The organism is Methylocaldum sp. MU1018, from assembly GCF_053646775.1.
In genome coordinates, this window is record NZ_CM132195.1 from 459,507 (window position 1) to 484,204 (window position 24,698).

23 protein-coding genes are annotated in these 24,698 nt (G+C 61.2%); 8 read left to right on the forward strand and 15 right to left on the reverse strand.

The features are described 5' to 3' along the window. Positions 1–117: 117 nt before the first annotated feature. Together ACWJKU_RS02170 and ACWJKU_RS02175 are read right to left on the reverse strand one after the other, a co-directional pair. Complete coding sequence (locus ACWJKU_RS02170; RefSeq protein ID WP_454145388.1) at positions 118–2,472, reverse strand: Lon protease family protein; 2,355 nt, start codon at positions 2,470–2,472, stop codon at positions 118–120. Next, complete coding sequence (locus tag ACWJKU_RS02175; RefSeq protein ID WP_454145389.1) at positions 2,469–2,888, reverse strand: hypothetical protein; 420 nt, start codon at positions 2,886–2,888, stop codon at positions 2,469–2,471. Before ACWJKU_RS02175 ends, ACWJKU_RS02170 begins: the two co-directional genes overlap by 4 nt. 288 nt (positions 2,889–3,176) lie before the next feature. Between ACWJKU_RS02175 and gap the strand changes: the two genes are divergently transcribed. Genes gap through ACWJKU_RS02190 form a run of 3 tightly spaced genes read left to right on the forward strand, consistent with a single transcriptional unit; the run spans position 3,177 to position 6,705 of the window. Further along, positions 3,177–4,190 (forward strand): type I glyceraldehyde-3-phosphate dehydrogenase, encoded by a 1,014-nt coding sequence (gene gap, locus ACWJKU_RS02180; protein WP_454145390.1) that lies wholly within the window; start codon positions 3,177–3,179, stop codon positions 4,188–4,190. 10 nt (positions 4,191–4,200) lie between these two features. Next, positions 4,201–5,643 carry a pyruvate kinase gene (gene pyk, locus ACWJKU_RS02185; RefSeq protein ID WP_454145391.1) on the forward strand — a complete coding sequence of 481 codons (1,443 nt, stop codon included), beginning with the start codon at positions 4,201–4,203 and terminating at the stop codon, positions 5,641–5,643. A 24-nt stretch (positions 5,644–5,667) separates the two neighbouring features. After that, positions 5,668–6,705 (forward strand): class 1 fructose-bisphosphatase, encoded by a 1,038-nt coding sequence (locus ACWJKU_RS02190; RefSeq protein ID WP_454145392.1) that lies wholly within the window; start codon positions 5,668–5,670, stop codon positions 6,703–6,705. Positions 6,706–7,242: 537 nt separating this feature from the next. Here the strand turns inward: ACWJKU_RS02190 and ACWJKU_RS02195 are convergent. Then, positions 7,243–7,506, reverse strand: a complete 264-nt coding sequence (locus tag ACWJKU_RS02195) for a twin transmembrane helix small protein (protein WP_454145393.1) — start codon at positions 7,504–7,506, stop codon at positions 7,243–7,245. Between the two features lie 61 nt (positions 7,507–7,567). Between ACWJKU_RS02195 and ACWJKU_RS02200 the strand changes: the two genes are divergently transcribed. From ACWJKU_RS02200 to ftsY, 3 genes are all read left to right on the forward strand, one after another. Further along, entirely contained in the window at positions 7,568–8,299 is a 732-nt protein-coding gene (locus ACWJKU_RS02200; RefSeq protein ID WP_454145394.1) for an SURF1 family protein, read from the forward strand. Positions 8,300–8,321: 22 nt separating this feature from the next. Then, the gene (locus ACWJKU_RS02205) at positions 8,322–8,924 is read left to right on the forward strand and encodes an SCO family protein (protein ID WP_454145395.1); all 603 of its coding nucleotides are present in this window, start codon (positions 8,322–8,324) and stop codon (positions 8,922–8,924) included. A 126-nt stretch (positions 8,925–9,050) separates the two neighbouring features. Continuing rightward, positions 9,051–11,066 carry a signal recognition particle-docking protein FtsY gene (gene ftsY / locus ACWJKU_RS02210; protein WP_454145396.1) on the forward strand — a complete coding sequence of 672 codons (2,016 nt, stop codon included), beginning with the start codon at positions 9,051–9,053 and terminating at the stop codon, positions 11,064–11,066. 110 nt (positions 11,067–11,176) lie between these two features. On the opposite strand, the gene gspD is transcribed toward ftsY, so the two are convergent. From gspD to ACWJKU_RS02270, 12 genes are all read right to left on the reverse strand, one after another. Continuing rightward, positions 11,177–13,597, reverse strand: coding sequence for a type II secretion system secretin GspD (gene gspD, locus ACWJKU_RS02215; protein WP_454145397.1), 2,421 nt, complete (start codon positions 13,595–13,597; stop codon positions 11,177–11,179). Positions 13,598–13,985: 388 nt separating this feature from the next. Then, a complete protein-coding gene (locus ACWJKU_RS02220) occupies positions 13,986–14,663 on the reverse strand; it encodes a hypothetical protein (protein WP_454145398.1) in 678 nt (225 codons plus the stop codon). 3 nt (positions 14,664–14,666) lie between these two features. Then, on the reverse strand, positions 14,667–15,278 hold the full coding sequence (gene gspM / locus ACWJKU_RS02225; RefSeq protein WP_454145399.1) for a type II secretion system protein GspM: 612 nt from the start codon (positions 15,276–15,278) through the stop codon (positions 14,667–14,669). After that, the gene (locus ACWJKU_RS02230; protein WP_454145400.1) at positions 15,226–16,338 is read right to left on the reverse strand and encodes a PilN domain-containing protein; all 1,113 of its coding nucleotides are present in this window, start codon (positions 16,336–16,338) and stop codon (positions 15,226–15,228) included. The genes gspM and ACWJKU_RS02230 overlap by 53 nt, the downstream gene beginning before the upstream one ends. 5 nt (positions 16,339–16,343) lie before the next feature. Further along, a complete protein-coding gene (locus ACWJKU_RS02235) occupies positions 16,344–17,258 on the reverse strand; it encodes a general secretion pathway protein GspK (RefSeq protein ID WP_454145401.1) in 915 nt (304 codons plus the stop codon). A 4-nt stretch (positions 17,259–17,262) separates the two neighbouring features. Then, positions 17,263–17,898: a prepilin-type N-terminal cleavage/methylation domain-containing protein gene (locus ACWJKU_RS02240; RefSeq protein WP_454145402.1), complete on the reverse strand. Its 636-nt coding sequence runs from the start codon at positions 17,896–17,898 to the stop codon at positions 17,263–17,265. Beyond that, positions 17,898–18,323, reverse strand: a complete 426-nt coding sequence (locus tag ACWJKU_RS02245) for a type IV pilus modification PilV family protein (protein WP_454145403.1) — start codon at positions 18,321–18,323, stop codon at positions 17,898–17,900. The genes ACWJKU_RS02240 and ACWJKU_RS02245 overlap by 1 nt, the downstream gene beginning before the upstream one ends. After that, the gene (locus ACWJKU_RS02250; protein ID WP_454145404.1) at positions 18,313–18,834 is read right to left on the reverse strand and encodes a GspH/FimT family pseudopilin; all 522 of its coding nucleotides are present in this window, start codon (positions 18,832–18,834) and stop codon (positions 18,313–18,315) included. Before ACWJKU_RS02250 ends, ACWJKU_RS02245 begins: the two co-directional genes overlap by 11 nt. 89 nt (positions 18,835–18,923) lie before the next feature. Next, the gene (gene gspG / locus ACWJKU_RS02255; RefSeq protein WP_454145405.1) at positions 18,924–19,358 is read right to left on the reverse strand and encodes a type II secretion system major pseudopilin GspG; all 435 of its coding nucleotides are present in this window, start codon (positions 19,356–19,358) and stop codon (positions 18,924–18,926) included. Positions 19,359–19,424: 66 nt separating this feature from the next. Next, on the reverse strand, positions 19,425–20,642 hold the full coding sequence (locus tag ACWJKU_RS02260) for a type II secretion system F family protein (RefSeq protein ID WP_454145406.1): 1,218 nt from the start codon (positions 20,640–20,642) through the stop codon (positions 19,425–19,427). Between the two features lie 5 nt (positions 20,643–20,647). Beyond that, complete coding sequence (gene gspE / locus ACWJKU_RS02265) at positions 20,648–22,408, reverse strand: type II secretion system ATPase GspE (protein ID WP_454145407.1); 1,761 nt, start codon at positions 22,406–22,408, stop codon at positions 20,648–20,650. A gap of 88 nt (positions 22,409–22,496) precedes the next feature. Next, positions 22,497–22,691: a hypothetical protein gene (locus tag ACWJKU_RS02270; RefSeq protein ID WP_454145408.1), complete on the reverse strand. Its 195-nt coding sequence runs from the start codon at positions 22,689–22,691 to the stop codon at positions 22,497–22,499. Between the two features lie 136 nt (positions 22,692–22,827). On the opposite strand from ACWJKU_RS02270, the gene lpxD reads away from it, so the two are divergent. Further along, a complete protein-coding gene (lpxD, locus tag ACWJKU_RS02275) occupies positions 22,828–23,889 on the forward strand; it encodes a UDP-3-O-(3-hydroxymyristoyl)glucosamine N-acyltransferase (RefSeq protein ID WP_454145409.1) in 1,062 nt (353 codons plus the stop codon). Position 23,890: 1 nt separating this feature from the next. Then, complete coding sequence (xth, locus tag ACWJKU_RS02280) at positions 23,891–24,658, forward strand: exodeoxyribonuclease III (RefSeq protein ID WP_454145410.1); 768 nt, start codon at positions 23,891–23,893, stop codon at positions 24,656–24,658. The last annotated feature ends 40 nt before the right edge of the window (positions 24,659–24,698 follow it).

Below are 24,698 nucleotides of genomic sequence, written 5' to 3' on the forward strand. Positions count from 1 at the left end.
CCCTCACCCCGTTTGATTGAGTCGGGAATCCCTTCCCGACATCCTCGTCGCCAAAGGATTGGCGACCTACTTGAAGTCGATGGGGCGGTGGCCGTTCCCGGCGCTCGACCATGACTCTCAGCATTTCCGCTCCGCGTGCCTGGCCATTTGCCGCAGTTTGGCCACGGCAAGACGATTGATGTCGTCGGCTTTTTGCCCGGTCAGCAATTCCAGGGTCTGATCCACCGAACTCACTGCGTGAATCAAAAATGCACGGCGGCGAACGGCTTCGATGACGTCGTCTTTCAGCATCAGGTTGCGAGTATTGGCCTTGGGAATGACGATCCCCTGCATCCCGGTCAGTCCCCGCGCCCGGCACAGGCGGAAGAAGCCCTCGATCTTTTCGTTGACGCCTCCGACCGTTTGTACTTCGCCGTATTGATTGATGGAGCCGGTGACGGCGAAGGACTGCGCCAGCGGCACGCCGGTCAGGGCGGAAAGCAAGGCGCACAATTCGGCGAGGGCCGCGCTGTCGCCGTCCACGTAGCCGTAGGATTGCTCCAGGGCGATGTTGGCGGAGATCGCCAGAGGGAATTCGGAGGCATATTTGTGGCCCAGATAGCCCGAGAGAATCATGATGCCCTTGGAATGGATCGCTTGGCCCAGTTCGACTTCCCGTTCGATGTCCACCACGCCGCGGCTGCCGGGATAAACGGTGGCGGTGATGCGCGCCGGCATTCCGAATCGCCAGTCTCCGACCTCCAATACGGTTAGGCCGTTGATTCTGCCGACGGAGTCGCCGTCGGTGTCGATCAGGATGGTATCGCTCAGCATGTCTTCCAGCAGAACCTGGCTGATCCGTCCGAGGCGTTCTTCCTTGGCCGACAAAGCCTTTTGGACATGGCGCCCGGCAATCGCTTTCGCGCCCTCCTGTCCGCGGAATTGCTCCGCCTCCGCGACCAGTTCGAAGACGTCGTGCACCTGTGCGGAAAGGCGCTCCTGGTGTTCCGCCGCCCGCGAGCTGAACTCGATCAGCCGGGCGATGGCGTCCGCGGTGATCGGCCTGAACCCGTCGGCTTCGGCGTGGGTTTTGACGAGCCGCGCAAAAGTCAGCATCGATGCCGGGGTGAGTGGGATATCGTCGTCGAATTCGGCGAGAACCCGAAACAATTCGTTGAACTCTTCGTCCATCGATTGCAACAGGTAATAAAGTTCGCGAGAGCCGACCAGAATCAGCTTGACCGACAGCGGGATCAGATCCGGATCGATCGTCGGGGCGACGGCCGGTTGATATTCGGCGGGCGGCTCGATCCTGATGCGGCGGGTCTTGAGCGTTCGTTTCAGCGTCGGCCAGACGTGCGGCTCGGCGATCAGCTTTTCGGCCTCCAGGATCAGGTAGCCGCCATTGGCCTGATGCGTCGCGCCGGGATAAATCAAGTGGTAATGGGTGGTCAAGGCGCCTTGCTCGCTGACGTATTCGAGGCGGCCGAACAGGTTGGGGTGGTTGGGGTTCGCCTCGTAGACCACGGGCCCGCCGGCATCGGGGCCGTGGCTGACCAGTAGCCGCGGGGCGTATTGCGCGATCAGAGCCGCCCGTTTGGCCGCTTCCTCGTGGGGCTCGTATCCGCGCTCCCCGGCCAAGTGCTCGGCGACGACGCGCGGCAGGCTGCGGCGGATTTCCGCCAGATAAGACAGCACCGCGGGCAGGTCGGCGTATTTTTCGTGCAAGCCCGCCAACAGGGGCTCGATGGCTTCGTCGATCGTCGATTTGTCGAGCTGCCGTAGCTGGTCGATGCTCTCGCGCTTCCACTGCGGCATTTCCGCGAGAAGCTCGTTCAGGTAATCCTCCAAGGCCCTGACATGATCGTGGAACCGGTTTTTTTCGGCCTCCGGCAAGGCGGCGAAATCGTCTTCTCCGGCGGGTTTGCCGTTGATCAGGGGGCTGAATACGACAGTGTCGCCGTCGCGGAAGAGGGCGATATTGCGTTCCTTTGCACGCCGCTCGACTTTGTCGACCGCCCGGCCGTAACGTTGCTTGACCTCCCGCTCGATGGCCGTTTTGCGCCTTTGATAGCTCGGGTTCTCGAAGGCCGCCGGAAAGGTGGCCAGAAGGTTGTCGACCAGCGTTTCGATGTCGGCGAACAGGGATTTTCCCTGGCCCGGCGGGAGTTCCAATGCAAAAGGCTTGCGCGGGTCGTCGAAATTGTTGATGTAGGCCCAATCGCTCGAAGGCGGCTGTTCCCGCGCTCGCGCCTTGAGGTATTGGGTGACCAGCGAGAGGCGCCCGGTTCCGGCTTCGCCCATCACGTAGATGTTGTAACCCGGTCTTTGCATGGCGACGCCGAAGGCGATGGCCGAGTGGGCCCTCGCTTGCCCCAGCATGCCGTGGAACGGTTCCAGGTCTTCGGTCGTTGCGAAGGGCAGATCTTCCGGCCGGACGCTCGATTTGAGGGCGGCCGGAGGCAGCCCGAATGTTCCGCGAGGATTTGTCATCGGCGCTTTTTCAATGGGATGATTTTGGCATTCGCACCGGACGCGCTCCGGTTTTTTTCGTCCATTTGCCGTAGCGCGCGCGGAAATTCGCTTTGGATGCGCGGCATGATGGTCGGCGCATCGTCCGTGTAATAAACCGCCTCGTAGATGACCGGCTCGTCCAGGGCGCTACGCTCCGCGGCCCTGAAGCTTTGCCAGGCGAGGACGATGTCGCTGCGGGAAACGGCGCCGTCCAGAAAGACGATTTCCTCCGGATCGATCACGGCCAGATACTGCATGCTGCGGACCGGGACGAACAAGGCTGCTTCACCGCTCCGGTAAAGCAGGGTTCGCGAAAGGTTGTAAACGGCAGCGGCCAAGGCGCGCCTTTCCCGCCGGCGTTCTCGGGAACGATGGAACACTTCCTTCGAATACATTTCGCCGCTCCTTACCAAGATTTCGGCCTACGCTAGCGCGCGGGCCGGCCGGTTTCAATAACTGGATAACGAAGTTTGAGTTTGCTATATTCGAAACCCAGTCTTTTCAAGAAAGCCGGGACGCGAGCGCGGCTGGCGAATCCTCGGGCGAAAGGCCAAGTTATGCCGAGTCACTTCACTCTCCGTTCCAAGTGCCAGCGCGAACGCGTCCGGACGAGATCGGTCCAATTCAAGAATCATCAAGACCATCCCATCAGTACCGTTATCCTTTGAGTTTGGAGAATAACCATGACAATTAAAGTTGCAATCAACGGATATGGCCGCATCGGACGGAACATCCTGCGGGCCTTGTACGAGTCGCAACGGACCGGGGAAATTCAAATCGTGGCGATCAACGATTTGGGCGACGCCAACACCAACGCTCACCTGACCAAATACGATACGGTACACGGCCGCTTTCCGGGGGAAGTTTCGGTGGATGGCGATTGCATGATCGTCAACGGCGACCGGATTCGCGTGTTTGCCGAGCGGGATCCGGCCAAGCTGCCCTGGGGCGATCTGGGCGTCGACGTCGTCCACGAATGCACCGGCATCTTCACCTCCAAGGCCAAGGCATCGGCCCACCTCGCCGCCGGCGCCAAGAAAGTGATCATTTCCGCGCCGGGCGGAGAAGACGTGGACGCCACCATCGTTTACGGCGTCAATCACCGCGCGCTGAAGAGCGGCGACACGGTGATTTCCAACGCGTCCTGCACCACCAACTGCCTGGCGCCGCTGGTCAAGCCCCTGCACGAGGCGATCGGCGTCGAGCACGGTTTGATGACCACCATTCATTCCTACACCAACGACCAGGTGCTGACCGACGTTTACCACAAGGATCTGCGCCGCGCCCGGGCCGCCACGCAATCGATGATTCCCACCAAGACCGGAGCCGCGGCGGCGGTCGGATTGGTCCTGCCGGAGCTGGCCGGGCGTCTGGACGGTTTCGCGATTCGCGTGCCCACCATCAACGTTTCGCTGGTCGATCTCACCTTCGTGGCATCGCGCAAAACCAGCAAGGACGAGATTCACGACGTCATCCGCAAGGCGTCGGAAGGCCCGCTGAAGGGTATTCTCGGGTACAACGATCTGCCCTTGGTCTCCATGGATTTCAATCACGACGCCCGCTCCTCGATTTACGAGGCGACCCTTACCAAGGTCATGCAGGGCAACATGGTCAAAGTGCTGGCTTGGTACGACAACGAGTGGGGCTTCTCCAACCGGATGTTGGATGCCACGGTGGCTTTGATGGAAGCCGGCTAGAAATCGAGCGATGACGATGAGGCGAACGAAGATCGTAGCGACTCTGGGTCCGGCCACGGACGATCCCGCCGTTTTGGAGCGGGCCATCAGAGCGGGCATCGACGTCGTCCGGCTCAATTTTTCCCACGGCGACGCCGAGACTCACAAAAAGCGCGCCGCGGCGGTGAACGCGATCAGCCGGAAACTGGGCCGGCACGTCGGCATTCTGGTCGATTTGCAGGGACCCAAGATCCGGATTGCGCGGTTCCTGGGGAACGGCAAGGTTTACCTTCGAGAAAACGCCCGCTTCGATCTCGACATCGCCTTTCCCCCGGATCAGGGCGACGAACGCCAGGTCGGCTGCCTGTATCCCGATCTCCCGAAAGACGTGCGGCCGGGCGACGTTCTGCTGCTGGACGACGGTCGCATCGAGTTGGGCGTGGACCGGATCGAGGGCACGCGGATCGTCTGCCGGGTGATCGTCGGGGGCGAGCTATCCAACCACAAGGGCATCAACAAGCAGGGCGGCGGCCTGTCCGCCGCGGCCCTGACCGACAAGGACAAGGAGGACATCGGGACGGCCGCGGAAATCGATGCCGATTACCTGGCCGTGTCCTTCCCGCGATCCGCCTCGGATATCCAGGAAGCGCGGGACTTGCTGCGCGCCGCCGGGGGAGAAGCGGGCATCGTAGCCAAGATAGAACGCGCCGAGGCTCTGCACCCGGGCGTGATCGAGGCCATCGTCGATGCGTCCGACGCCATCATGGTGGCGCGCGGCGATCTCGGCGTGGAAATCGGCGACGCCGTCCTGCCGTGGGTGCAGAAAGACCTGATCAAGCTGGCGCGCAGCCGGGATCGGGCGGTCATCACCGCCACCCAGATGATGGAATCCATGATCCGCAGTCCGATGCCCACCCGGGCGGAGGTGTTCGATGTGGCCAATGCGGTGATCGACGGCACCGATGCGGTCATGCTTTCCGCCGAAACGGCCACCGGCAACTACCCGGACAAGGCGATCGCGGCAATGAGCAGGATATGCAGGGAAGCCGAGCAGCATCCGCGGCTCCAGCAGTCCACCCACCGCATCGACGAGACCTTCGACTACATCGACGAAGCGATTGCGATGGCGTCCATGTATATCGCCAACCATTTGCCGGTCGCGGCGATCGGCGCGCAGACGGAATCGGGCTCGACGCCTCTGTGGATGTCGCGCATCAGTTCCGGCATTCCGATTTACGCGCTGACCCGGCACGAAAAAACCTGCCGCAAAGTCACCCTGTATCGCGGCGTTTATCCCATCAGCTTTCACAGCACGACATCCGATCACGCGGTGCTGAATCGAGAGATCATCGACGAATTCCTGAAGCGCGACCTGGCGAAGCCGGGCGATCTGGTCATTCTGACCAAGGGCGATCTCACCGGCGTGCGCGGCGGAACCAACGCCTTGAAGATCGCCCGGGTCGGGGCGGCATAGGGCGCGGATTCCCTGCCGTTAGGGATGGCGGCTTTTATCACTTTCGTCATCAAGGGAGAAAACATGAACGGCGACTATTTGACCCGGTTTCTCATCCACGAGCAGCGCAAGAGTCCGAACGCCACGGGCGAGTTCACGATGCTGCTCAGCGATATCGCGACCGCCTGCAAGTCCATCGCGCACGAGGTGAATCGGGGCGGACTGGCCGGCAATCTCGGGATTGCGGGTTCCGAAAACATTCAGGGCGAAGCGCAGAAAAAACTGGATGTGATCGCCAACGATATCTTCATCGGGTCGCTGGAGTGGACCGGTCATCTCGCGGCGATGGCGTCCGAGGAGAACGACGAAATCATTCGGATTCCGCCGGGCTATTCGAAAGGAAAATACCTGATCTGCTTCGATCCTCTCGACGGGTCGTCCAATATCGACATCAACCTGACGGTGGGCACGATTTTCTCCATCCTTCGCGCGCCGGAAGGCCGGGACAACCCGACCGAGGTGGATTTCCTCCAGCCGGGGACCAAGCAGGTGGCCGCGGGGTTCTGCACCTACGGTCCGACCACCCTGATGGTGCTGACGACCGGCAACGGCGTGAACGGCTTCACCCTGGACCGGGATGTGGGCGAATTCGTCTTGACGCACCGCAATATGCGGATTCCCGAAGAGACCTCCGAATTCGCCATCAACATGTCCAATCAGCGCTATTGGGAAGAGCCGGTCAAGCGCTATATCGACGAGTGCCTCAAAGGCCGGGACGGCGGCCGCGAGAAGAACTTCAACATGCGCTGGGTGGCTTCGATGGTCGCGGAGGTTTACCGCATCCTGACCCGGGGCGGCATCTTCATGTATCCCTACGACACCCGCGACGCCGGCAGGCCGGGCCGGCTGCGCTTGATGTATGAAGCTAATCCGATGAGTTTCATCGTCGAGCAGGCGGGCGGGGCGAGTTCCACCGGACGCCGGCGCATCATGGAGATCGAGCCGGCCGGCATTCATCAGCGCGTACCCGTGATCTTGGGGTCGAAAGCGGAAGTCGATCGGGTGGTGTCTTACCACCGGTAATAGCGTTACCGATAGCCCAAAAAAGCCGCGAGCCCTTCGCCCTCCGATCGAGTCGGGGCGAGGCGATCGAACGGGGCCTCACACTTTGCTTCACGCAGGTAACAGCCCGGAGAAAGCTTGGCGGTTCCTGGTTGCCGGGCTTTTTTTCGGCTGCTTTCCGTGAATCGGCGCGTCGAATCGATAGCGGCGGCGATGCTCGGGGCGTCCCGGATACATCCATTCGCCATCCTCGGCCAAACCTGCGGCACGCAAAATCTCGCTCAATTTACGCCTGCACCGGGTATCATAACGTCCTTGGCGGCAGCCGGAATGGAACGCCGCATTTCGGAATTCACCGCGCGGTTAAGGAAGCTCCGAGAACAAGCGGATTCCGTTCATGCCCCTTCGACAGGCTCGGGGCAGGCTCGGAAGAGCGTTCGACAAGCCTGTCCTGAGCAGAGTCGAAGGGCCTGTCCTGAGCCTGGAAGGGCTCGCCACGAACGGAATCGATACGTTACCGTTCGCCCTGAGCCGTCGAAGGACTTAATCAGAGTTACATTAAGGCGGTTGCCGTAAGCCGTCGGCCTGGCCCTGATTCTCCGCGGGCGGCGGAATTCGGCCGACCGGAAGGCCGTGAGGGTGCAGGAGTCCCAGGCGGTAGGCCAGGAGCAAGAGGAAGAACAAGCCTATGGATAAGCCGATGCGGATGGTCAAGGCCTTGACCGTGCGCGGAGAGCGGGCGCGGTCCTTGACGAGGTAAACCAGCGCCGTGCCCAGGCTTCCGATGATGATCAGCAGGACCAGAATGATGAACGCTTTCACGAATGATATTCAGTGTGGTTGAGGCGGTGCGATGACCGGACGTTTACACCAGAGGTGACGATTGCGTGATTATAGCTTCAAACCGGGGCTGGCGGCTTCGCTGGGCTTGATCGTAGCCCTTCCCCTGTTCGTTTCCTTGGGCGTTTGGCAGCTTCATCGCGCCGACGAAAAGAAGGAACTGATAGCGTTGCAGCAGCAGCGGATGCAAGACCAGCCGCTTACGCTGCGCGCCGAAGAACCGAGCCTGGAAGGCATTCGATATCGGCGCGTCATCGTCTCCGGCGAATACGACGTGGATCATCAATTTCTCCTGGACAATCAGATTCATCGGCAAAGCCCCGGATACCATGTGTTGACGCCTTTGCGCATCGCGGGGACCGATGCCGCGGTTCTGGTGAACCGGGGCTGGATACCGCTGGGGTCGAACCGTTCCGAACTGCCCAAGCTGGATATTCGCCAGCCGACCGTGCGCATCGCCGGCACGGCGGAGCGCTTTCCGGATGTCGGTTTGCGGCTCGAAGGCGCCGAAATACCCACGCCCGGTTGGCCGGCCGTGGTGCAAGTCGTGGACCCCGCCCGCATCGGCGAGCGGCTCGGGTATGCGGTGCTTCCCTATCAGATTCTGGCGGATGAAACGGCCGGCGAAGGTTACGTCCGGGCCTGGAAGGAAAACCGTCCAGATCCGGGAAAAAACCTGGGCTATGCGCTGCAATGGTTTCTGTTCGCTTTGGTCGCGCTAGTGTTGTATGTTCGGCACGGCGTCAAATCGCGGGCGAAGACGATAATGTCCTAATTTTTTCAATTCCATGCGTCCCATGTCTGTTCCAAAAAGCTCTCTGTGGCGAAATCGCGCCCTGATCGTTTTTATCGCGCTTATCTCCATCATTCCTTTCGCTGCGGCGTGGTATTACGCCAAAAATCCGCAGTTGATCACCCAGCGCAGCAACTACGGCAGCTTGATCCTGCCGCCGAAACCCCTCGATTACGGCGAATTGCTCGCTCGCCCCGTCAACCAGAGCGACATGTCGTCGGAAATCAAAGGCCGCTGGGTGATGTTGCACGTGGTTTCGGGCACATGCGCCGACCGCTGTGCGGAAACTCTTCACAAGACCAGGCAAATCCGGCTCATGCTGAACAAGGAAATTCCGCGGGTGCACCGTTTGTTGCTGGTCGGAGATGACTCGGCCGCGGTCGGTCTCGCTCCCGTGCTCAAGGACGACGAAACCCTGCTGGTGGCGGTAACGAGCGAGGCTTTGTCGCAGAAACTGGCGGCCGTGGTCGGAAAACCGTTAGCCGAGGACATGATGATTCTTGTCGATCCGCTCGGAAATGCGGCCCTGTGGTACGATTCCGGGTTCGATCCTTACGGCGTGCTCAAGGATTTGAAGCATCTGCTTCGCGCGTCACAGATCGGCTGAAAGACCGCGAAATGCTCTACGGCCGGGATTCGCGAAGCTTCTCTTCACACAGCCTCCGAACCGGGACCGCTATCCGCTCCGGATCACCGGGCTCGAACGTCGAGACGACAATAACAACATAGGACTATGTTCTTCAGAAACTTAACCCTTTTTTCCCTGATTCTCGCCTTTTGCGTCATGGCGATGGGAGCTTATGTCCGTATTTCCGATGCGGGGCTCGGCTGTCCGGATTGGCCCGGCTGTTACGGAAAGATGATCGTGGAGGAGCCGCAGATCGCCGAGGCGTTGCGGCATGCTCCGTTCGAGGCGGCCAAAGCCTGGAAAGAAATGATCCACCGTTATCTGGCCGGCGCTTTGGGCGTTTCCGTCCTGGTGCTGGCCGGACTGGTGTTCCGGGTGCGGGAAAACCGGGGCAAGGCGATCGCGTTGACTTATGCAAGCCTTGCCCTGGTGATCGGGCAGGCGCTTCTCGGCATGTGGACCGTGAAATTTCTGGTCATGCCGGCCATCGTCACGGCCCATTTATTGGCGGGGTTTGTGACGCTCGCCTTGTTGTATTGGCTGTACCTCGCAGTGAGTCCGCAGACGCCCCCGGCCGGAGATACCCGCTGGCTGCGCCGCCTGAGCGGTTTTTCCCTGTTGTTGCTGTTCGCGCAGATTTTTCTGGGCGGATGGACCTCGTCCAATTACGCCGCGCTGTCCTGCCCGGACTTCCCCACGTGCATGGGTTCGTATTGGCCCGGTGCCGATTACGCCGAAGGCTTTACGCTTTGGCGAGGAATCGGTCCCGACTATCAAAAGGGCGGATTGCCGCTGGATGCCCGCATCGCCATCCATTGGGCGCATCGCGTGGGAGCCGTCGCGGTGTTTCTGGTGCTCAGCGTGCTGGCTTTCGCGATCACCTCGAACCGCAAGGTGCCTCGCCTGAGCAAGGCCGGCGTGCTTCTCAGCTTTTTGCTGCTGGCGGAGGTCAGCCTGGGGATCGCGGCGGTTCTGCTGCGCTTGCCGGTTGCCGTTGCGGTTGCGCACCATGCCGTGGCCGCGCTGCTTTGGCTGAATCTGGTCCATGTTCATCTTTATCTGCGCCTGCCGCGCCGGATCGAGGCTGAGGCGCCCGAGCGCGAGATAGTCGCCGAGCGCATCGCCGTCGCGCCGTCCGCCGAGGTCTTGCCGCCGATCGTTCCGCCGGTTCCGGTCGAAAAGGTGCCCGAACGGCCCACGCCGGAAGGCTTATTCGTTCGGCTCAAAAGCCAACTCGGAAAAACCCGCGGCGGTCTCACCGGCTTTCTCGGAACCCTCGCCCTCGGCAAGAAAGCCATCGACCGGGATGTTCTGGAAGATATCGAATCCCAGTTGCTCATGGCCGATATCGGCGTGACGGCGACTCAGGACATCGTTCGCCATCTGACGGAAAGCCTGGAGCGGCATCAGCTCGGCGACATCGCCACCTTGGCGGCCAGCCTCCGCGAATATTTGTACGACATTCTCCGGCCCGTCAGTTTCCCGCTGGACATCCCGGCGGAGACCCGGCCCTTCGTCATCCTGGTTGTGGGCGTGAACGGCGTGGGCAAGACCACGACCATTGGCAAGCTCGCCAAGCGCCTGCAAAACCAGGGGCACAGCGTGATGCTGGCGGCCGGCGACACCTTCCGCGCCGCGGCGGTCGAGCAATTGCAGACCTGGGGCGAGCGCAACAACGTCCAGGTGATCGCCCAGCATACCGGGGCCGATTCGGCGTCGGTCATCTACGATGCGGTGCAGGCGGCCCAGGCGAGGGGTGTCGACGTGCTCATCGCCGATACCGCGGGACGCCTCCACACCAAGTCGAATCTCATGGAGGAGCTCAGCAAGATCAAGCGCATCATGAGCCGGTTGGACGAAACCGCGCCGCACGAGGTGCTGCTGGTGCTCGACGCCAGCACCGGCCAGAACGCGATTTCGCAGGCCAGGCTGTTCAACGAGGCGGTCGGGCTGACGGGCATCGCGCTCACCAAGCTCGACGGCACCGCCAAGGGCGGCGTCATTTTCGCCCTAGCCAAGCAGTTCGGGTTGCCGATCCGGTTCATCGGGATCGGCGAGGGCATCGACGATCTACAGGATTTCGACGCACGGAAATTCGTGGACGCCTTGTTCGCGGAGTGACCGGAGACCTGCTCGTGCGAAAAAGGCCATTAACCGCTTGAGGCCGGTACGCCGAGGCTACTTCACCGGCGCCCGGTCTGCGCCGTCCGATGCACGGTGCCGGGCGTGTTCTATTCCTTGGTTTTGAGTCTCAGCTCGCCGGGCCGGCCCGTCTCTTCGAAAAGTCCGGTGAGTTTTCGTTTGAATTCGGACGTGATCGCACCGATATCCTTTTCCTGCTGAACCACCCTGGGCGTCAGAAGCACGACCAGTTCGGTTCGGTCGAGCTTCTTTGTGGTCGTCCCGAACAAGGGACCGATCCAGGGAATCTTGCTCAGGAAGGGTATCCCTGATAAATCCTTGGTGTGATTGTCTCGAATGAGGCCGCCCAAGGCGATGGTTCCGCCGTTTCCGACGGCCACCGCGCTTTCGATCGCTCGCTTCGAGATGGTGAACGTATCGGTATTCCCTACTGTGATGTGATGAGGCGTGCTGACTTCCTGCGTGATTTCCAGGGTCACCAGTCCTCCCGCGTTGACCCGGGGGCGGACATGCAGGATCACGCCGGTGTCGACGTACTGAAACTGAGAGGTTATGGCCGGTTGATTGGTGGTGCCGACGCCGGCGAGCAGGGTCGATTGACCGGTCGCGAGGGGAACGGTATCGCCCACGTTGATCTGGGCTTCCTGATTGTTCAGCACCATCAAGGAGGGCGAGGAAATCACGTTGAGCTTGTTCTCGCTCGCCAAGGCATTGAGGACGATCCGGATATCCTTGGCACTGTTGACGAGGGCGTAGGAAAAGCCCCCTCCTGCGGCTGCTGCGGCAGCCGTCGTAAGCGCATTTGTCGTTAAACCGTTTTCTTGTCCTGCTGTCGTGCTGCCCAGTCCATACGCGCTGCTGCCTTGATTGAACAGCCACTGGAGCCCGTATTGCAGGTTGCCGCTCAGTGTGACTTCGACAACCGTGGCGTCCACCAGCACCTGCAAGGGCATGATGTCCAACTCCTTGATCACCGCTTCGATTTCCTTGTATTCCTGCGCTTTGGCGGTGATGATCAAGGCATTATTGGGCGGATCGGCCACGATGCGGACGCCGCCGAGTTCGGCCACCGTCGCGCCGCGGCCGGCCCGGGCACCGCCGATCCCGCCTCGCGTACCCAGGCCGCCGGTTCTTCGGCCGCTTACGCCGCCCAGTCCTCCTGTGGTCCCGCCCAGTCCTCCTGTGGTCCCGCCCAGTCCTCCTGTGGTCCCGCCCAGTCCTCCTGTGGTCCCGCCCAGTCCTCCCGCCGTGGAGCCGAAGCCGCTCGACATCGAGTTGGCGCCGCCGAGAGCGCTTCCCGTGCCGCCGCCGTAGATTCCCGTCGATTCGCTGCCGGAGGCGATGCCACCGCCGGTTTGATCGAAGCCCCCGCCGCCCCCCACGCCTCCGATGGTCGTGCCTTGCATGCCCGGCGCCAGGGATGGGCCGGGCGTTCGCCGCGGTCCAGGACCGCCGCCGAATATGTTGGACAAGGTTTCGGCGAGTTCCACGGCGTCCACGTTCTGTACCCGATAGACATGGACTCCGCCAGCCCGCGTACTGCTGTAGCGGTCCAGGCGTTCGACCCAGGTCTCCACTTCGTCCAGATAGCGCGGCTGGGGCGTCACCGCCAGAATGGCGTTCAGGCGTTCGATGGGCAGCAAGCGAATCACGCCGGCCAGAGGGCCTTTGGTCGTGTCGCCCAGAACTTTGTTCAGTTCTTCCGTTAGCATGGCGGGTTCGACGTTTTTGAGGGGATACAGTCCGACCGACATGCCCTGCATGAAATCCACGTCGAACATGCGGATCGTTTCGAGCACTCCCTCCAGCTCCTCGCCGGTTCCCGCCAGGACCATGACGTTCCGGTTTTCGTCGGCGCGCACGATGGACTTGGGCGGCATCATGGGTTCGATGACCTTTTGCATTTCCTGCACGCCTACATAACGCAAAGGCACCACCCGCAATTGGTAGCCTGCGGGCAACGATTGCCCGGCGATGCCCAATCGCGCGCCCGGTGCGTCGGCCGTCGCCGTGGTCTCCGGTTCGATGCGGTAGAGCCCTTTGTCCCGGATCAATACCGCTCCGTTTATCTTGAGCAGCATCTCCAGGGTGGGGAGCAGTTCGTCGTCGGCCAGGGGACGGGCCGTTTGCAGGCTCACCTTGCCGGCCACTTTCGGGCTCAAGACATAATTGACCTTGAGCATGTCGCCCAGCATGACTTTGGCCACTTCCCCCAGATCGGCATCATCGAAGTTCAGGGTGTACTTTCCTTCCTTGCGGCGGGCTTTCTCGACAGGCGCGCCGGGGCCGATCACGCTGCCGGATGGAGGGTAATATTCGGGCGGCCTCGGCGGTTCCTGGGCGATCGCTTCGGTTTGCAGCGGAACGGTAGTTTCGATTTTCGGACGCTCGGCCGTTAAATTTTCCGGTAAGGACGCCGGCTTGGTTACGTTTGGTTTGAGGTATTCGCATCCGGAAAAAATCAGGGCAAGCGCCAGCGGTGCAACTACGAATCGATTTGTTTTATGCATGGACTCTTTTCGTTTTTGGAATCTGGTAGTCGATCTAAAGTACTGTTTCGTAGCATGTGATCAGCACTCGAACCATCCTTCGATCGAAATCACGGAGCCGGTATCGATCCTGAATGAAGCGGCACGCGTCGGACCCGTTATATCCGGCCTCCTCTCGGCGGCTGCGCGCCAGACCTGCCGTTTCGTCCTTCGTTATCGCATTTTACGATTTGTCACGATCATTCAGCATGAACGACCGCTCGGTGACGGCTCGAAAACGGACATCCAACGGTCTTTCGAGCAAGAAAGCGGCCGCGACTCCGCTTTTCGGAGCGCGGCAGCCGATTAATCGCCGACAATCGCTCGGAACATTGAGCAGCCCGGTATCCGCGGCTCGGAAAGGCTCGTTTTACTGCTCCGCGTTTTCGGCGTCTTCATCAGCCGTTTCTTCTTCTTCGATGACCTCGGTTTCTTCGCCCGTGTCGTCCACGGGGGGCGACGGGCTCGCCACCGGATTCGCGGGCACCGGTTGCTGTTGTTGCTGCGGTGCTTGCTGAGGTTGGCCCGGTGTGGCCTGAACCGGCGCCGTTTTAGGTTTGGGTTTGAGCAGCATCAGTACCCTTTGTTCATCGCCCTGTTGCAGCGTCACTCTGTCGAAGGCGAAATCGATCAGCGTCCAGCCCTCGATCGAGCCGTTCTTCTTCAGCCGCTTGTACTTGCCCTTGGCATCCACGAACAGCGCGGTCTTGTCCTTCGGCGTGAACGCGACGCCCATCAGCTTCACGGTCAACGGCGTATTTTGCGCCGCCGTCGCCGTCGTTTCCCCGCCCTCCGCTCCCGGACGCCGGCCTTCCATGAATAGCGGGCGCTGTACGATGGTTTCGTATTCCTGAATATCGGGCAACTCGACCTCTTCGGTGTCGACGGGCTCGATTGCTTCCGGAGCCGCGACTTTTTCCGAGGAAGCCATCACGGCCGAGCGCTTGCTTTTCAGCACCGCTGATTCAATGACGACGCCGATGAGCAGCAAGGCCGCGACGCCGGCCAAAATCAAGCTCAATACATTATCGCGGGACCATTTGGGCATGGCTTAACCGGCTTGCATGTAACCGATGACGTCGAAATCCACGCTCAGCTTGTCGACCGCAGGCTGGGACGGCTTGGCCGCAGGGTAGCGCGGCATCCGAATCGGCCGGATATTGAGGTTTTCCACGAACAGCATGGGTTTTGAGGTTTCGATGCTGTGCAATACGTCGCGCAGTACCGTGGTGCTGCCGTTCACGCGCACCTTTACCGAGATCCGGGTGAAATTTTCTTCTTTCCGCTCCGGGATCACCTGGGTGCTGGTCAGTTCGCCGCCGGCTTGGCTCACGATTTCCTTGATCATCGATTGCAGGTCGGCCGACGCCAGGGCGGCGGTATCGCGCGCGATAAACCGTTCGTCCTGCCGTTCTGCGGTCCTGATCTGTTCCAGCTTGGCGATCAAGTCGTTCTTTTCCGCGGCGACTTTTCGATAGCGCTGCAAGCGAAACCGCAAATCGTCGACGGATTCGCCGTACTCCCGGGCAAGGCCGATCAGCGGACCGACCGCCACGAGATAGAGCAGGGCGATGAGGCCGGCGAGAATGCCTAAAGCCAGAAGCCTGGGCTTATTCAGATTCAGATGAAGCCGGTTTTTCAGAGAACCTCCCGTTGACGACATCGCTGGCGATCTGGAAACGCTCCAGTCCGCTGGCCGTATCTTTCGTTACCGGCGAGACAAAGCTGGTGTTTTGGAAAAAGGGCGACGCCTCGATCAGCTCGATCAAAGCCGAAGCGGACGGCGACTGCCCTTGTATCACGAGCCGGTGGTCCCGATACTGCAAGCCGTTGAGCCAGGTTTGATCGGGCATGACATCGGTCAGCGCCTTCAGCATATCCACCACGGCCGGTTCGGTGCGCTTCCTTTGCTGAAGAAATTTCGTTCGGTGTACCAGATCTTCCATCTGCTGGCGCAAGGACTCGACTTCCTTTGCGCTCTTGCTGGCCTTTTTCACCTCCTGTTCCAGTTTTAGCGCGAGCGACCGATTGGCCCAGACCGGAATGACGCTCAGCGCGATCATCAGCAAGACGATCGTTCCGGTTAGCGCCGAGTTGATCCTGTAAGGCCACGGGTTCCGCGGCGGCCGATATTTTTCGGGCAACAGGTTGTAGGCGCCGGGCGGAGAATCGCCCGCCATGTCCACGATGTCCGGCCGCCAGCCCCAAACCGCCAACTCGTCCAGCATGGCGTCCAATTTATGACGAGGGGTCAATATGAGTTCCACCGTGATCTGGCGAGTTGCCGGCGACCGTTCCAGCAGGCGCGTCGCATAATAAACCTGATCGCTCTTGAACGGCGTCAGGCGATCCATTTCGAAGGCCACTACCTGGCTCAGATTTTCTTCCGCCGCCTGCGGAAGCTTGAGCGTCTTCCGCAAGGACTGGCCGTCGGTCAATCGCAGGAGGACTTTTGCCTCGGCCAGAGCCGGCATGCCGGCGAGGAGGCGCTCCCGTTTCTGGCTGCCGCTTTCGTCCAAGGCGAAACGGCCGAGCGGGCGGTCTCCTTCGTCGCCGAGGTAAATCGCGTTCAGTCCGAAATCGTCTTTGGTCAAGACCAGGCGTTCGCTGGCCGTGCCGAAAAATTTCTTCAATCTCGCGGGGACGAGGAAAGACAATTCGCCCGCCCACCAGCGGAGAAATCTGGCGATGTCGAGATCGATCGACGTATCGAGTTTCAGCATGGGTACTATTGATCGGGCGTGACGCCGGCTGTTTGCGGCTTCCATCTCAGGAAGACGAAGGGGATTCCGCCCAGGCGGCTCGCTTCCCGGCGAACGACGGCCGTAACCGGCGGCTCGGCGCGGTCCCGCGATACCGGGCGGGCGCGGATCGTGTAAACCGAATCGCCGAATGAGTGGAATCGAATGCCGGGAATGGCGGGAAGCGGAGGCGGGGATACGTTTCCGTTTCCTGCCTGGCGGGCGGCGATGAAGCCGTCCACGGCCTGGCTGTTGCCGTCGGTCAGGGCCAATAAGATGTCTCTCGAGGCTTTTGCCGGATTGATACCGTCGACATTGGTGTAAAGGGTGAATAAAGACTCTAATTTTTTGTACAGCGACGGCGTGATGCCCAAAACTCCACGGAGTTCCTCCAATACCAGAAAATTGCGATTCTGCGGCATCTGGTCCAACCCGGCCGCGCGGTATTCGGCGGATTCCGCGCCGTTGAGACGTTTCATGTCGTCGCCGTCGCGCCAATCCAAAATGGCATCCGTCAATTTTACCGCCTGATCTTCGTTTTGGAGCAATTTCGTCAATATAGTCCGTAACGTCGCTTCCTGAGCGATATTAAGATCGATTTTTCCCGCTTCGTCATAAATACGTATTTGAACGGGCACGCCGTCCAATATCGTTCGATAGGGCGTGCCGTCCGCGCGCCAGCGCTCCGCCGCGTTCGGCAAGCTCAGCATGAACATGGCGTAATGTATGCCGCCGTCGGCCAAGGCCACGGCCTTGGCGCGTTCCCGGACATTGGTCACCAATGAGGTTTCGCGCTGGGTCGACAATGCGAAACTGCCTGCCATGACGGTCATCAAGGCCAATATCCAGAGTACCAAGATCAGGGCTACGCCTTGCTGTTTCGCTCGGGAGCGAGATGCCATAGGGTTATCTGCGAGTTCTGAGCGCGATCACCAAATCGGGCCAGGGCTCTTCGTTTTCCGGCTCGATCTGCACTCGAATCAGCATCGGCAGCCGAGGCTGTTGCCATTCCGCCAGCCAGACCGAATTGTTCTGTTGTCCGATCCGGAGATTTTCCGGCAGATAGGAAAATTTGATTCGATCCAGCTTTTCCAGCAACACGACATCTTCGATCGGTTCGGCCGCTCCGCTCGAATTCGGGTTCGAGACATACGGCCGCATGGCGACCTTCAGATCCTGTTGGTGCCCGTCTCCGGCGACATACAGCCTGAAGCGATAAAGCCCGCCCGACCTGATTTGCGGCGGCATGGTCGCAACATATTCGATCCAGTCTTCCCCGCCTCTCAAGGAGGTGGCGCCCCCTTCGGACTCGTCCATCTCGACCAGAGGCAGCGCGCTGCCGATATGGTTGCGCAAGAAGTTTTGCACGAGAAACAGTCGGCTGGCCCGCGCCATCCTGTCTTCGCCGCTGTCCCAACTAGCTACGCCGATACGCAGGCTGCCGAACAACAAGAGCATCATGACGCCGAGCAGGGTGGTGGCGATCAGAACCTCGATCAGCGTAAAACCGGCGCTGGCGCGGCGTTTATGCGGTGTGGCCATCAAAAACCGGTGATTCCCGTTTTAGTGGGCAGCAGTCTGAGCGTCGTAAGCTCGAACGAGCGCGGCTCGTCGCCTTCCTCCCAGGCCACGCTGAGCGCCACTTGATAAGGCGCGACCGGCAGGTTCTCGGCAAACGAGACGTTTTCCTCGCCCTGATAGGGACTCACGCGCATGATCCAATGAAAAACCGCGTCGATGTCGCCGTTCGTTTCGCCCGGCTGCAAAGGGGTTTCGGTGTCGGCGGCCGCCAGCAGCGATTCGGCGATCACCACGGCGCGCGCATAATTGCCGGCGAGTCCCGCGATGCGGCCCGCGCCGCCGAAGATGCGCAGCAGCACGCCCAAGGCCAAGGCCAGTATGGCGAAAGCGACCAGGATCTCGAGCAGGGAGAATCCGCCCTGGCGGGAAGCGCGCCTATTCTTCACGAATCACGACCTCTCCGGTGAGCCAGTTGACGTCCACCAGACGCTTTTTTCCGGCCGCTTCCAGAGTGACGCGCCCGCCGGTCGACGAGCCGTCCGGAAAAAAACGGATGCTGCCGATGCCGTCTTCGCCGGCTTCCCGTTCGGCGGTGTAAAGGCTGAGCCGGACGCTCCCGGGCAATGAAAAATTCTTTCGACGGCCGCTGACTCGATAGGTCCCGCGATTCACGTTCAGCTCGAAGCTTGCTTCGCGCGCCTCGCTGAGCGCCTGGCCGCGCGCGTACCGCAGGCCGGACGCGACGTCTCGCGCGGCCGCGGTGAGTTGGGCACGGGTCAGCATCGGCGCGATGTTCGGCACCGCCACGGCCGTCAGCGCGGCCGCCACGGACAGCGCCAGCAGCATTTCCAGCAGCGTGAATCCGAACGACCGGAAAGCTCCGGTGGTCGGGGCGCGAAGCGATGCGCGATGCGGACGGCGAAGCTTGCGCATGATCACCCGGGCGGGGCGTTCCACGCGATGGACCGCCCGGCATCGAAGAGCATTTCTTGAAACTCGCCGGCAGGCTTTTTTCCGGGCTCAAAACATTCCGGGAACACGCCGATTCATTCCCAGCTTGCGACGTCCTGGTCCTCGCCTTCGCCGCCCTCGGCGTTGTCCGCTCCCAGGGTGAACAAATCGAATTTGCCGTGCTGGCCGGGGGATGCGTAATGGTAAGGATTGTTCCAGGGATCGGCCGGGATTTTTTTCTTGCGGAGATACGGGCCGTTCCAGACCCTGGCGTTGCTCGGCTGCTCGACGAGCGCCGCGAGTCCTTCGTCGGTGGCCGGATAACGGCCTACATCCAGGCGATACATGTCCAGCGCCGAAGAGAATTCTTCGATTTGCAGCCGCGCGGTCTTGGTTTTGGATTCTCCCAGGTGTTTGACGACCTGCGGTCCGACTAAGCCGGCCAACAAGCCGATGATGGCCAGCACGACCAACAGTTCGATCAGGGTAAAGCCGCGCTGAGCGCGGGTGAGGCATTGATGTTTTGGCATGACGGTAAGACCCATGAGTAAAAATTGAGTAAAAATATTGTGTGAGCGGATGGTGAAGAAACGAGTTTAAAAAGCCAGATCGTTGACGCTCAAGATCGCCATCAGAATCGAAATGATGATTCCGGCGATCATGATACCCAAGCCCACGATCAACACCGGCTCCAGCAGAGCCAGCAGGCGCTGTACCGAAATCTTGATCTCCTTGTCGTAAGTGACCGCGACGCGTTCCAGCATCTCGGCTAGATGGCCGGATTCCTCGCCCAGTTTGATCATTTGCATGGCCAGGGTGGGAAACAGACCGCTCTCGATCAGCGGTATCGAGAGGCTGCCGCCGCCTTTCAGGCTTTCCACGGCCACGCCGACGCCTTCGGCGACCACCCGATTTCCGAGCGTTTCCCTGACGATGGTCAGCGCCGCCAGCATGGAGACGCCGTTGGCCAGCAGGGTGGCCAGGGTGCGGCTGAAACTGGCGACTTCCAGCTTGCGGATCAGATCCCCTATCAGGGGCAGGCTCAACAGCCGTCCGTCCCAGACCCGCCGGCGGTCCGCGTCCGCGAATTGATAGCGGAAATAGCCGATAACGCCCACGATCAGCATCAGCAAGACCCACCAGTAGGACCGTAGGCCCTCGGCCGCGCCGACCACGATCTGGGTCGGCACGGGAAGTTCCTTGCCGGCCGATTCGAACATCTCGGTGAACTGCGGCACCACGAAGGTCAGCAGCAGCAGCAGCGACAACACCGCCATGGCGACCAGAATGGCGGGATAAATCAGCGCGGTGGTGACGGTATCGCGAAGCTCCTTGGATCGCTCCAGATAATCGGACAGGCGCTCCAGTACCTGTTCCAGCGCGCCGCCCGCTTCGCCGGCGCGGATCAGGTTGATATAGAAGCGCGAGAAAACCCCGCCTTGGGCTTCCAGCGCATCGGACAGCTGCGCTCCGCCCTTGACCGAATCCAGCACTTTGGCGATCAGGCCGTTCAAGGCCGGTTCGTTCGCGGTCAGTTCGAGCAGCACGGTGAGAGCCCGGTCCAGCGGCAGCCCGGCGTGGAGCAGGGTCAGCAGTTCGCGCGTGAACAGGGCGATCTGCTTCTGCGAAATCCTTATCTTGCTGCGGCCGAGACTCAGCCACGCGAGCGGCCGCGATTTCGCCGGTGCCACCCGGATCGGCAGGAAGCCTTCGTTTTGCAGGGTCGCGATCAAGGTGCTTTCGTCGACGGCTTCGCGTTCCGCTTCCACCGTTTCGCCATCCCGGTCCACGGCCTTATAGACGTAAAGAGCCATAATCCTCAACTATCCGATGTGACGCGCAGCACTTCTTCGATGGTGGTCTGTCCTGCGACGGCCTTGCGCAAACCGTCCTCGTACATGGTGAACATGCCCTCCTGCAAGGCTATCTCTTCGATCTGCCGCGCTTGAGCGTGATTCATCACCTGACGGCGGATGTCGTCGCTCATGACCAGGAATTCCTGGATCGCAAGGCGTCCCCGGTAGCCGGTTCCGTCGCATTGCTCGCAGCCTTTGGGCCGGTGCAGGACGACCGGACCGTCGGCGAACCGCGCCAGCTTCATTTCCTCGACCATCTCCGCCAGCGCGGGATAGGCCTCGCGGCAATTCGGGCAGAGCCGGCGCACCAGACGCTGGCCGAGGATGCCGTTCACGGTGGAGGTGATGAGGTAGTCCTCCAGGCCCATATCCATGAGCCGGGTGACGCCGCCGGCGGCGTCGTTGGTGTGCAGCGTGGACAGCACCAGGTGGCCGGTGAGCGCCGATTGCACCGCAATGCGCGCAGTTTCCAGATCGCGCATTTCGCCGATCATGATGACGTCCGGGTCTTGCCGGACGATGGAGCGCAGGGCGTTGGCGAAGGTCAGGCCGATCTGGGGCTTGACCTGGATCTGGTTGACGCCCTCCAGTTGGTATTCCACCGGATCCTCGACGGTGATGATCTTGCGCTCGGGCGTATTGAGCTTGTGCAGCGCCGTGTACAGGGTGGTGCTCTTGCCGCTGCCGGTGGGGCCGGTGATCAGGATGATGCCGTGGGGCAGCGCCAGCACGTCCAGGAACCGCTCGAGCATGGCGCCCTCGAAGCCGAGCGAGGAAAAATCGAACGCGATGCTTTCCTTGTGCAAGAGACGAATGACCACGCTTTCGCCGTACATGGTCGGCACCGTGGAGACGCGCAAATCCAGTTCCTTGCCCTGCACTTGCAGCTTGATGCGCCCGTCCTGGGGCAGGCGGCGCTCGGCGATGTTGAGCTTGGCCATGATCTTGATGCGCGAAATCACGGCGGCGGTCGAGCGTACCGGCGGGGCTTCCACCTCGCGCAGCACGCCGTCGACCCGGAAGCGGACCTTCAGTCGCTGTTCGAACGGTTCGACGTGAATATCGGACGCCCGCGACTCCACCGCCCGCTGCATGATCAGATTGACCATGCGGATCACCGGCGCTTCCGAGGCCAGGTCCTTGAGGTGTTCGACATCGGCCTCGTCGATGTCGTCGTCGCTGCCGAAATCCTCGACGATCTGGCCCATCAGCGTCTTGCCGGAGCCGAGCTGCTGTTCGAGCGCGCGGTCGATCTCGGACGGCAGACCGACATACGGTCGCACGGGTTTTTCGCAGGCCAGGGTCAGGGCGGCCAGCAGCTCGCGGTCGAACGGGTCCGCCACCGCCACGACGAATTCGTTGTCCTGGGCGGCGATGCCGACCACGTGGTTTTCCTTGAGATAGCGAATGGCCAGCGTCTCGGGAAGCGGGGAGGTATCCGGATAATCCGCGGGCGACACCAGCGGCAACGATCCGACTTCGGCCAATATTTCCGCGGTATCGCGCTCGGAAACGATGCCCAGCCTGAGCAGCAGCGCGGGCAGGTTCTGCTCGCCGGTTTGCGCCGCCAGGCGTTTGGCGCGGTGAATTTCCGCCTCGCGCACCTTCCCGCGCCTGACGAGTTCATCGGCAAAACGCTCGTACGGGCGTTCCGTGGCGGCTTCCGGGCAGGGTGCCGGCGGGTTTAGCTGTTGCGGTGCAATGGCCAAAGTATTCTCTCGCATGAGGCAAAGCGCCTTAGACCCAAAAAGATCCAAAAGTGCCGGATCGACGCCGAAATTTTCGTTTTTTCGGCAAAAGTCGACAGGAATATTACACTAAATCGCCGATCCGGATCGGTTTGACGATGCGATATCCCCGGACGGGATCGGCGCCGGCTTCACAGAGATTGTCCGAAATGACGCCGTGCTCGGCGATGGTCTTCATTCCGGGCGAATGGCCGATCTCGTCCATGGATTTGACCGTCGCGCAATCGGCGGTGTTGCATGCCGGAGCTTTGACGGACATTTTCCCGCCGGCTCTGCGACAGTCCGGAAATCCGCAGGGAAACTCGGCAATATCCGGCCCGCGCGATGATAAGGGTTGCCCGCTTTTTTTCGGGTCCATATCATTTCCATTCAATCTCAAGTATTTGGATTTATCTATGAACGTACTCGCCTCGGAAGTATTTGAGCGTTTCAGGACTCAAGGTCTGATCGTCGATCATCGCGGGCCGGATCGGGTCATCCGCCGCCTTGCGCCTGTCGAAGACTGCGCGCCCGGGGATTTGGTGTTCGTAGATCATGCGAAATATCTGCCCCGAGTCCGCGAACTGAAGCCCGCCGCGGTCGTGACCACCGCGGCGATCGCCGCGGAATTGGCCGATGACGGCGTGTCCCTGCTGATCGCGCCGAACGTGCGCCTGGCCATCGCACTGCTCAAGCAGACTTACGGCGACCGCGACGTGCGGGATGTCGAGTGGCCGCGGATTCACCCTTCCGCGGTGATTCACGCGAGCGTCGCGGTGCCCGACGATACCGTGATCGGTCCCGGCGTGGTGCTGGGCGCCGAGGTCAGTCTGGGACCCGGCGTCGTCATCATGGCCAACACCGTGATCGAGAAGCGCGCAAAAATCGGCCGGGAGACGGTGATCCACCCGCGCGTTACCGTCGGCTACGAGTGCGAGATCGGCGCCAACGTCATTTTGAAGGCCGGCTGCGTGATCGGCTCGGAAGGCTTCGGGTTCGCCCAGGACGAGCGCCGCCGCAATTACCGTATTCCCCACACCGGCAAGGTCATCGTCGAGGACCGGGTGGTGATCGGCGCCAACACCAATATCGACCGCGCCACCTACGGAGCCACCCTCATCCGCTCCGGAGCCGTGATCGACGCCCTCTGTCATATCGGGCACAACGTCGAAATCGGCGAGGACTGCATTCTCTGCGCCCATACCGGCATTTCCGGCTCGACCCGGTTCGGAAAAAGGGTCATCGCGTCCGGTCAGACCGGAACCCTGGACCATATCACCGTGGCCGACGATGTGGTGCTGCTCCACCGCGCCGGGCTCAACAACAGCATCAAGCAGCCCGGCATGTACGCCGGCGGGCCGGCCCAGCCGCTGCAACAATATCTCAAGAACATGGCGGTGTTTCCCCGTTTGCACGAGATGTGGACGCGGTTGAAGAACCTGGAGAAAAAGATGGCTGACTTGGCGAAGGCCGATTGACATGAAAATCGCCACTTGGAACGTCAATTCCCTGCGCGTGCGTCTGCCCCACGTTTTGAGCTGGCTCGGACGGGAACAGCCCGACGTGCTCGCCGTGCAGGAAACCAAAATGACCGATCCGGAATTTCCGGTCGCGGAATTGGCCGAAGCCGGTTATCGCTCGGTCTATAGCGGACAGAAAACCTATAACGGCGTCGCGGTGCTCAGCACGCTCGATCTCGGCGATCCCGTCACCGATCCGGCCGGCTTCGACGATCCCCAGCGGCGCATACTGGCGGTTACCGTCGGGGATTACCGGATCGTCGATCTCTACGTGCCGAACGGCGGCGAGGTGGGTTCGGACAAATACGCCTACAAGCTGGACTGGCTGGCGAAGATGCGGGATTACCTGAGCCTCGAGTTGGAGCGTCACCCGCGTCTGGTGGTGCTGGGCGATTTCAACATCGCGCCCGAGGACAGGGACGTGTACGATCCCGAGTCCTGGCGCGAGAGGATTCTGTGCAGCACGCCGGAGCGGGAGGCGTTCCGCGCCTTGCTCGACTTGGGGTTGAGCGACGTTTTCCGGCGTTTCGAACAGGCCGAGAAGAGCTACACCTGGTGGGATTACCGTCTCAATGCGTTCCGCCGCAACATGGGGCTGCGCATCGATCACATCCTGACCAGCTCGGCGCTGAGCGAAGATTGCCTGGCCTGCCGCATCGACGTCGAGCCGCGGCGGCTCGAGCGGCCGTCCGATCATGCGCCGGTGGTGGCGGAGTTCCGGGCCTGATCGGAGGCGCTTCCTGCCGGGCAAAAAACTCCGGCGGGCT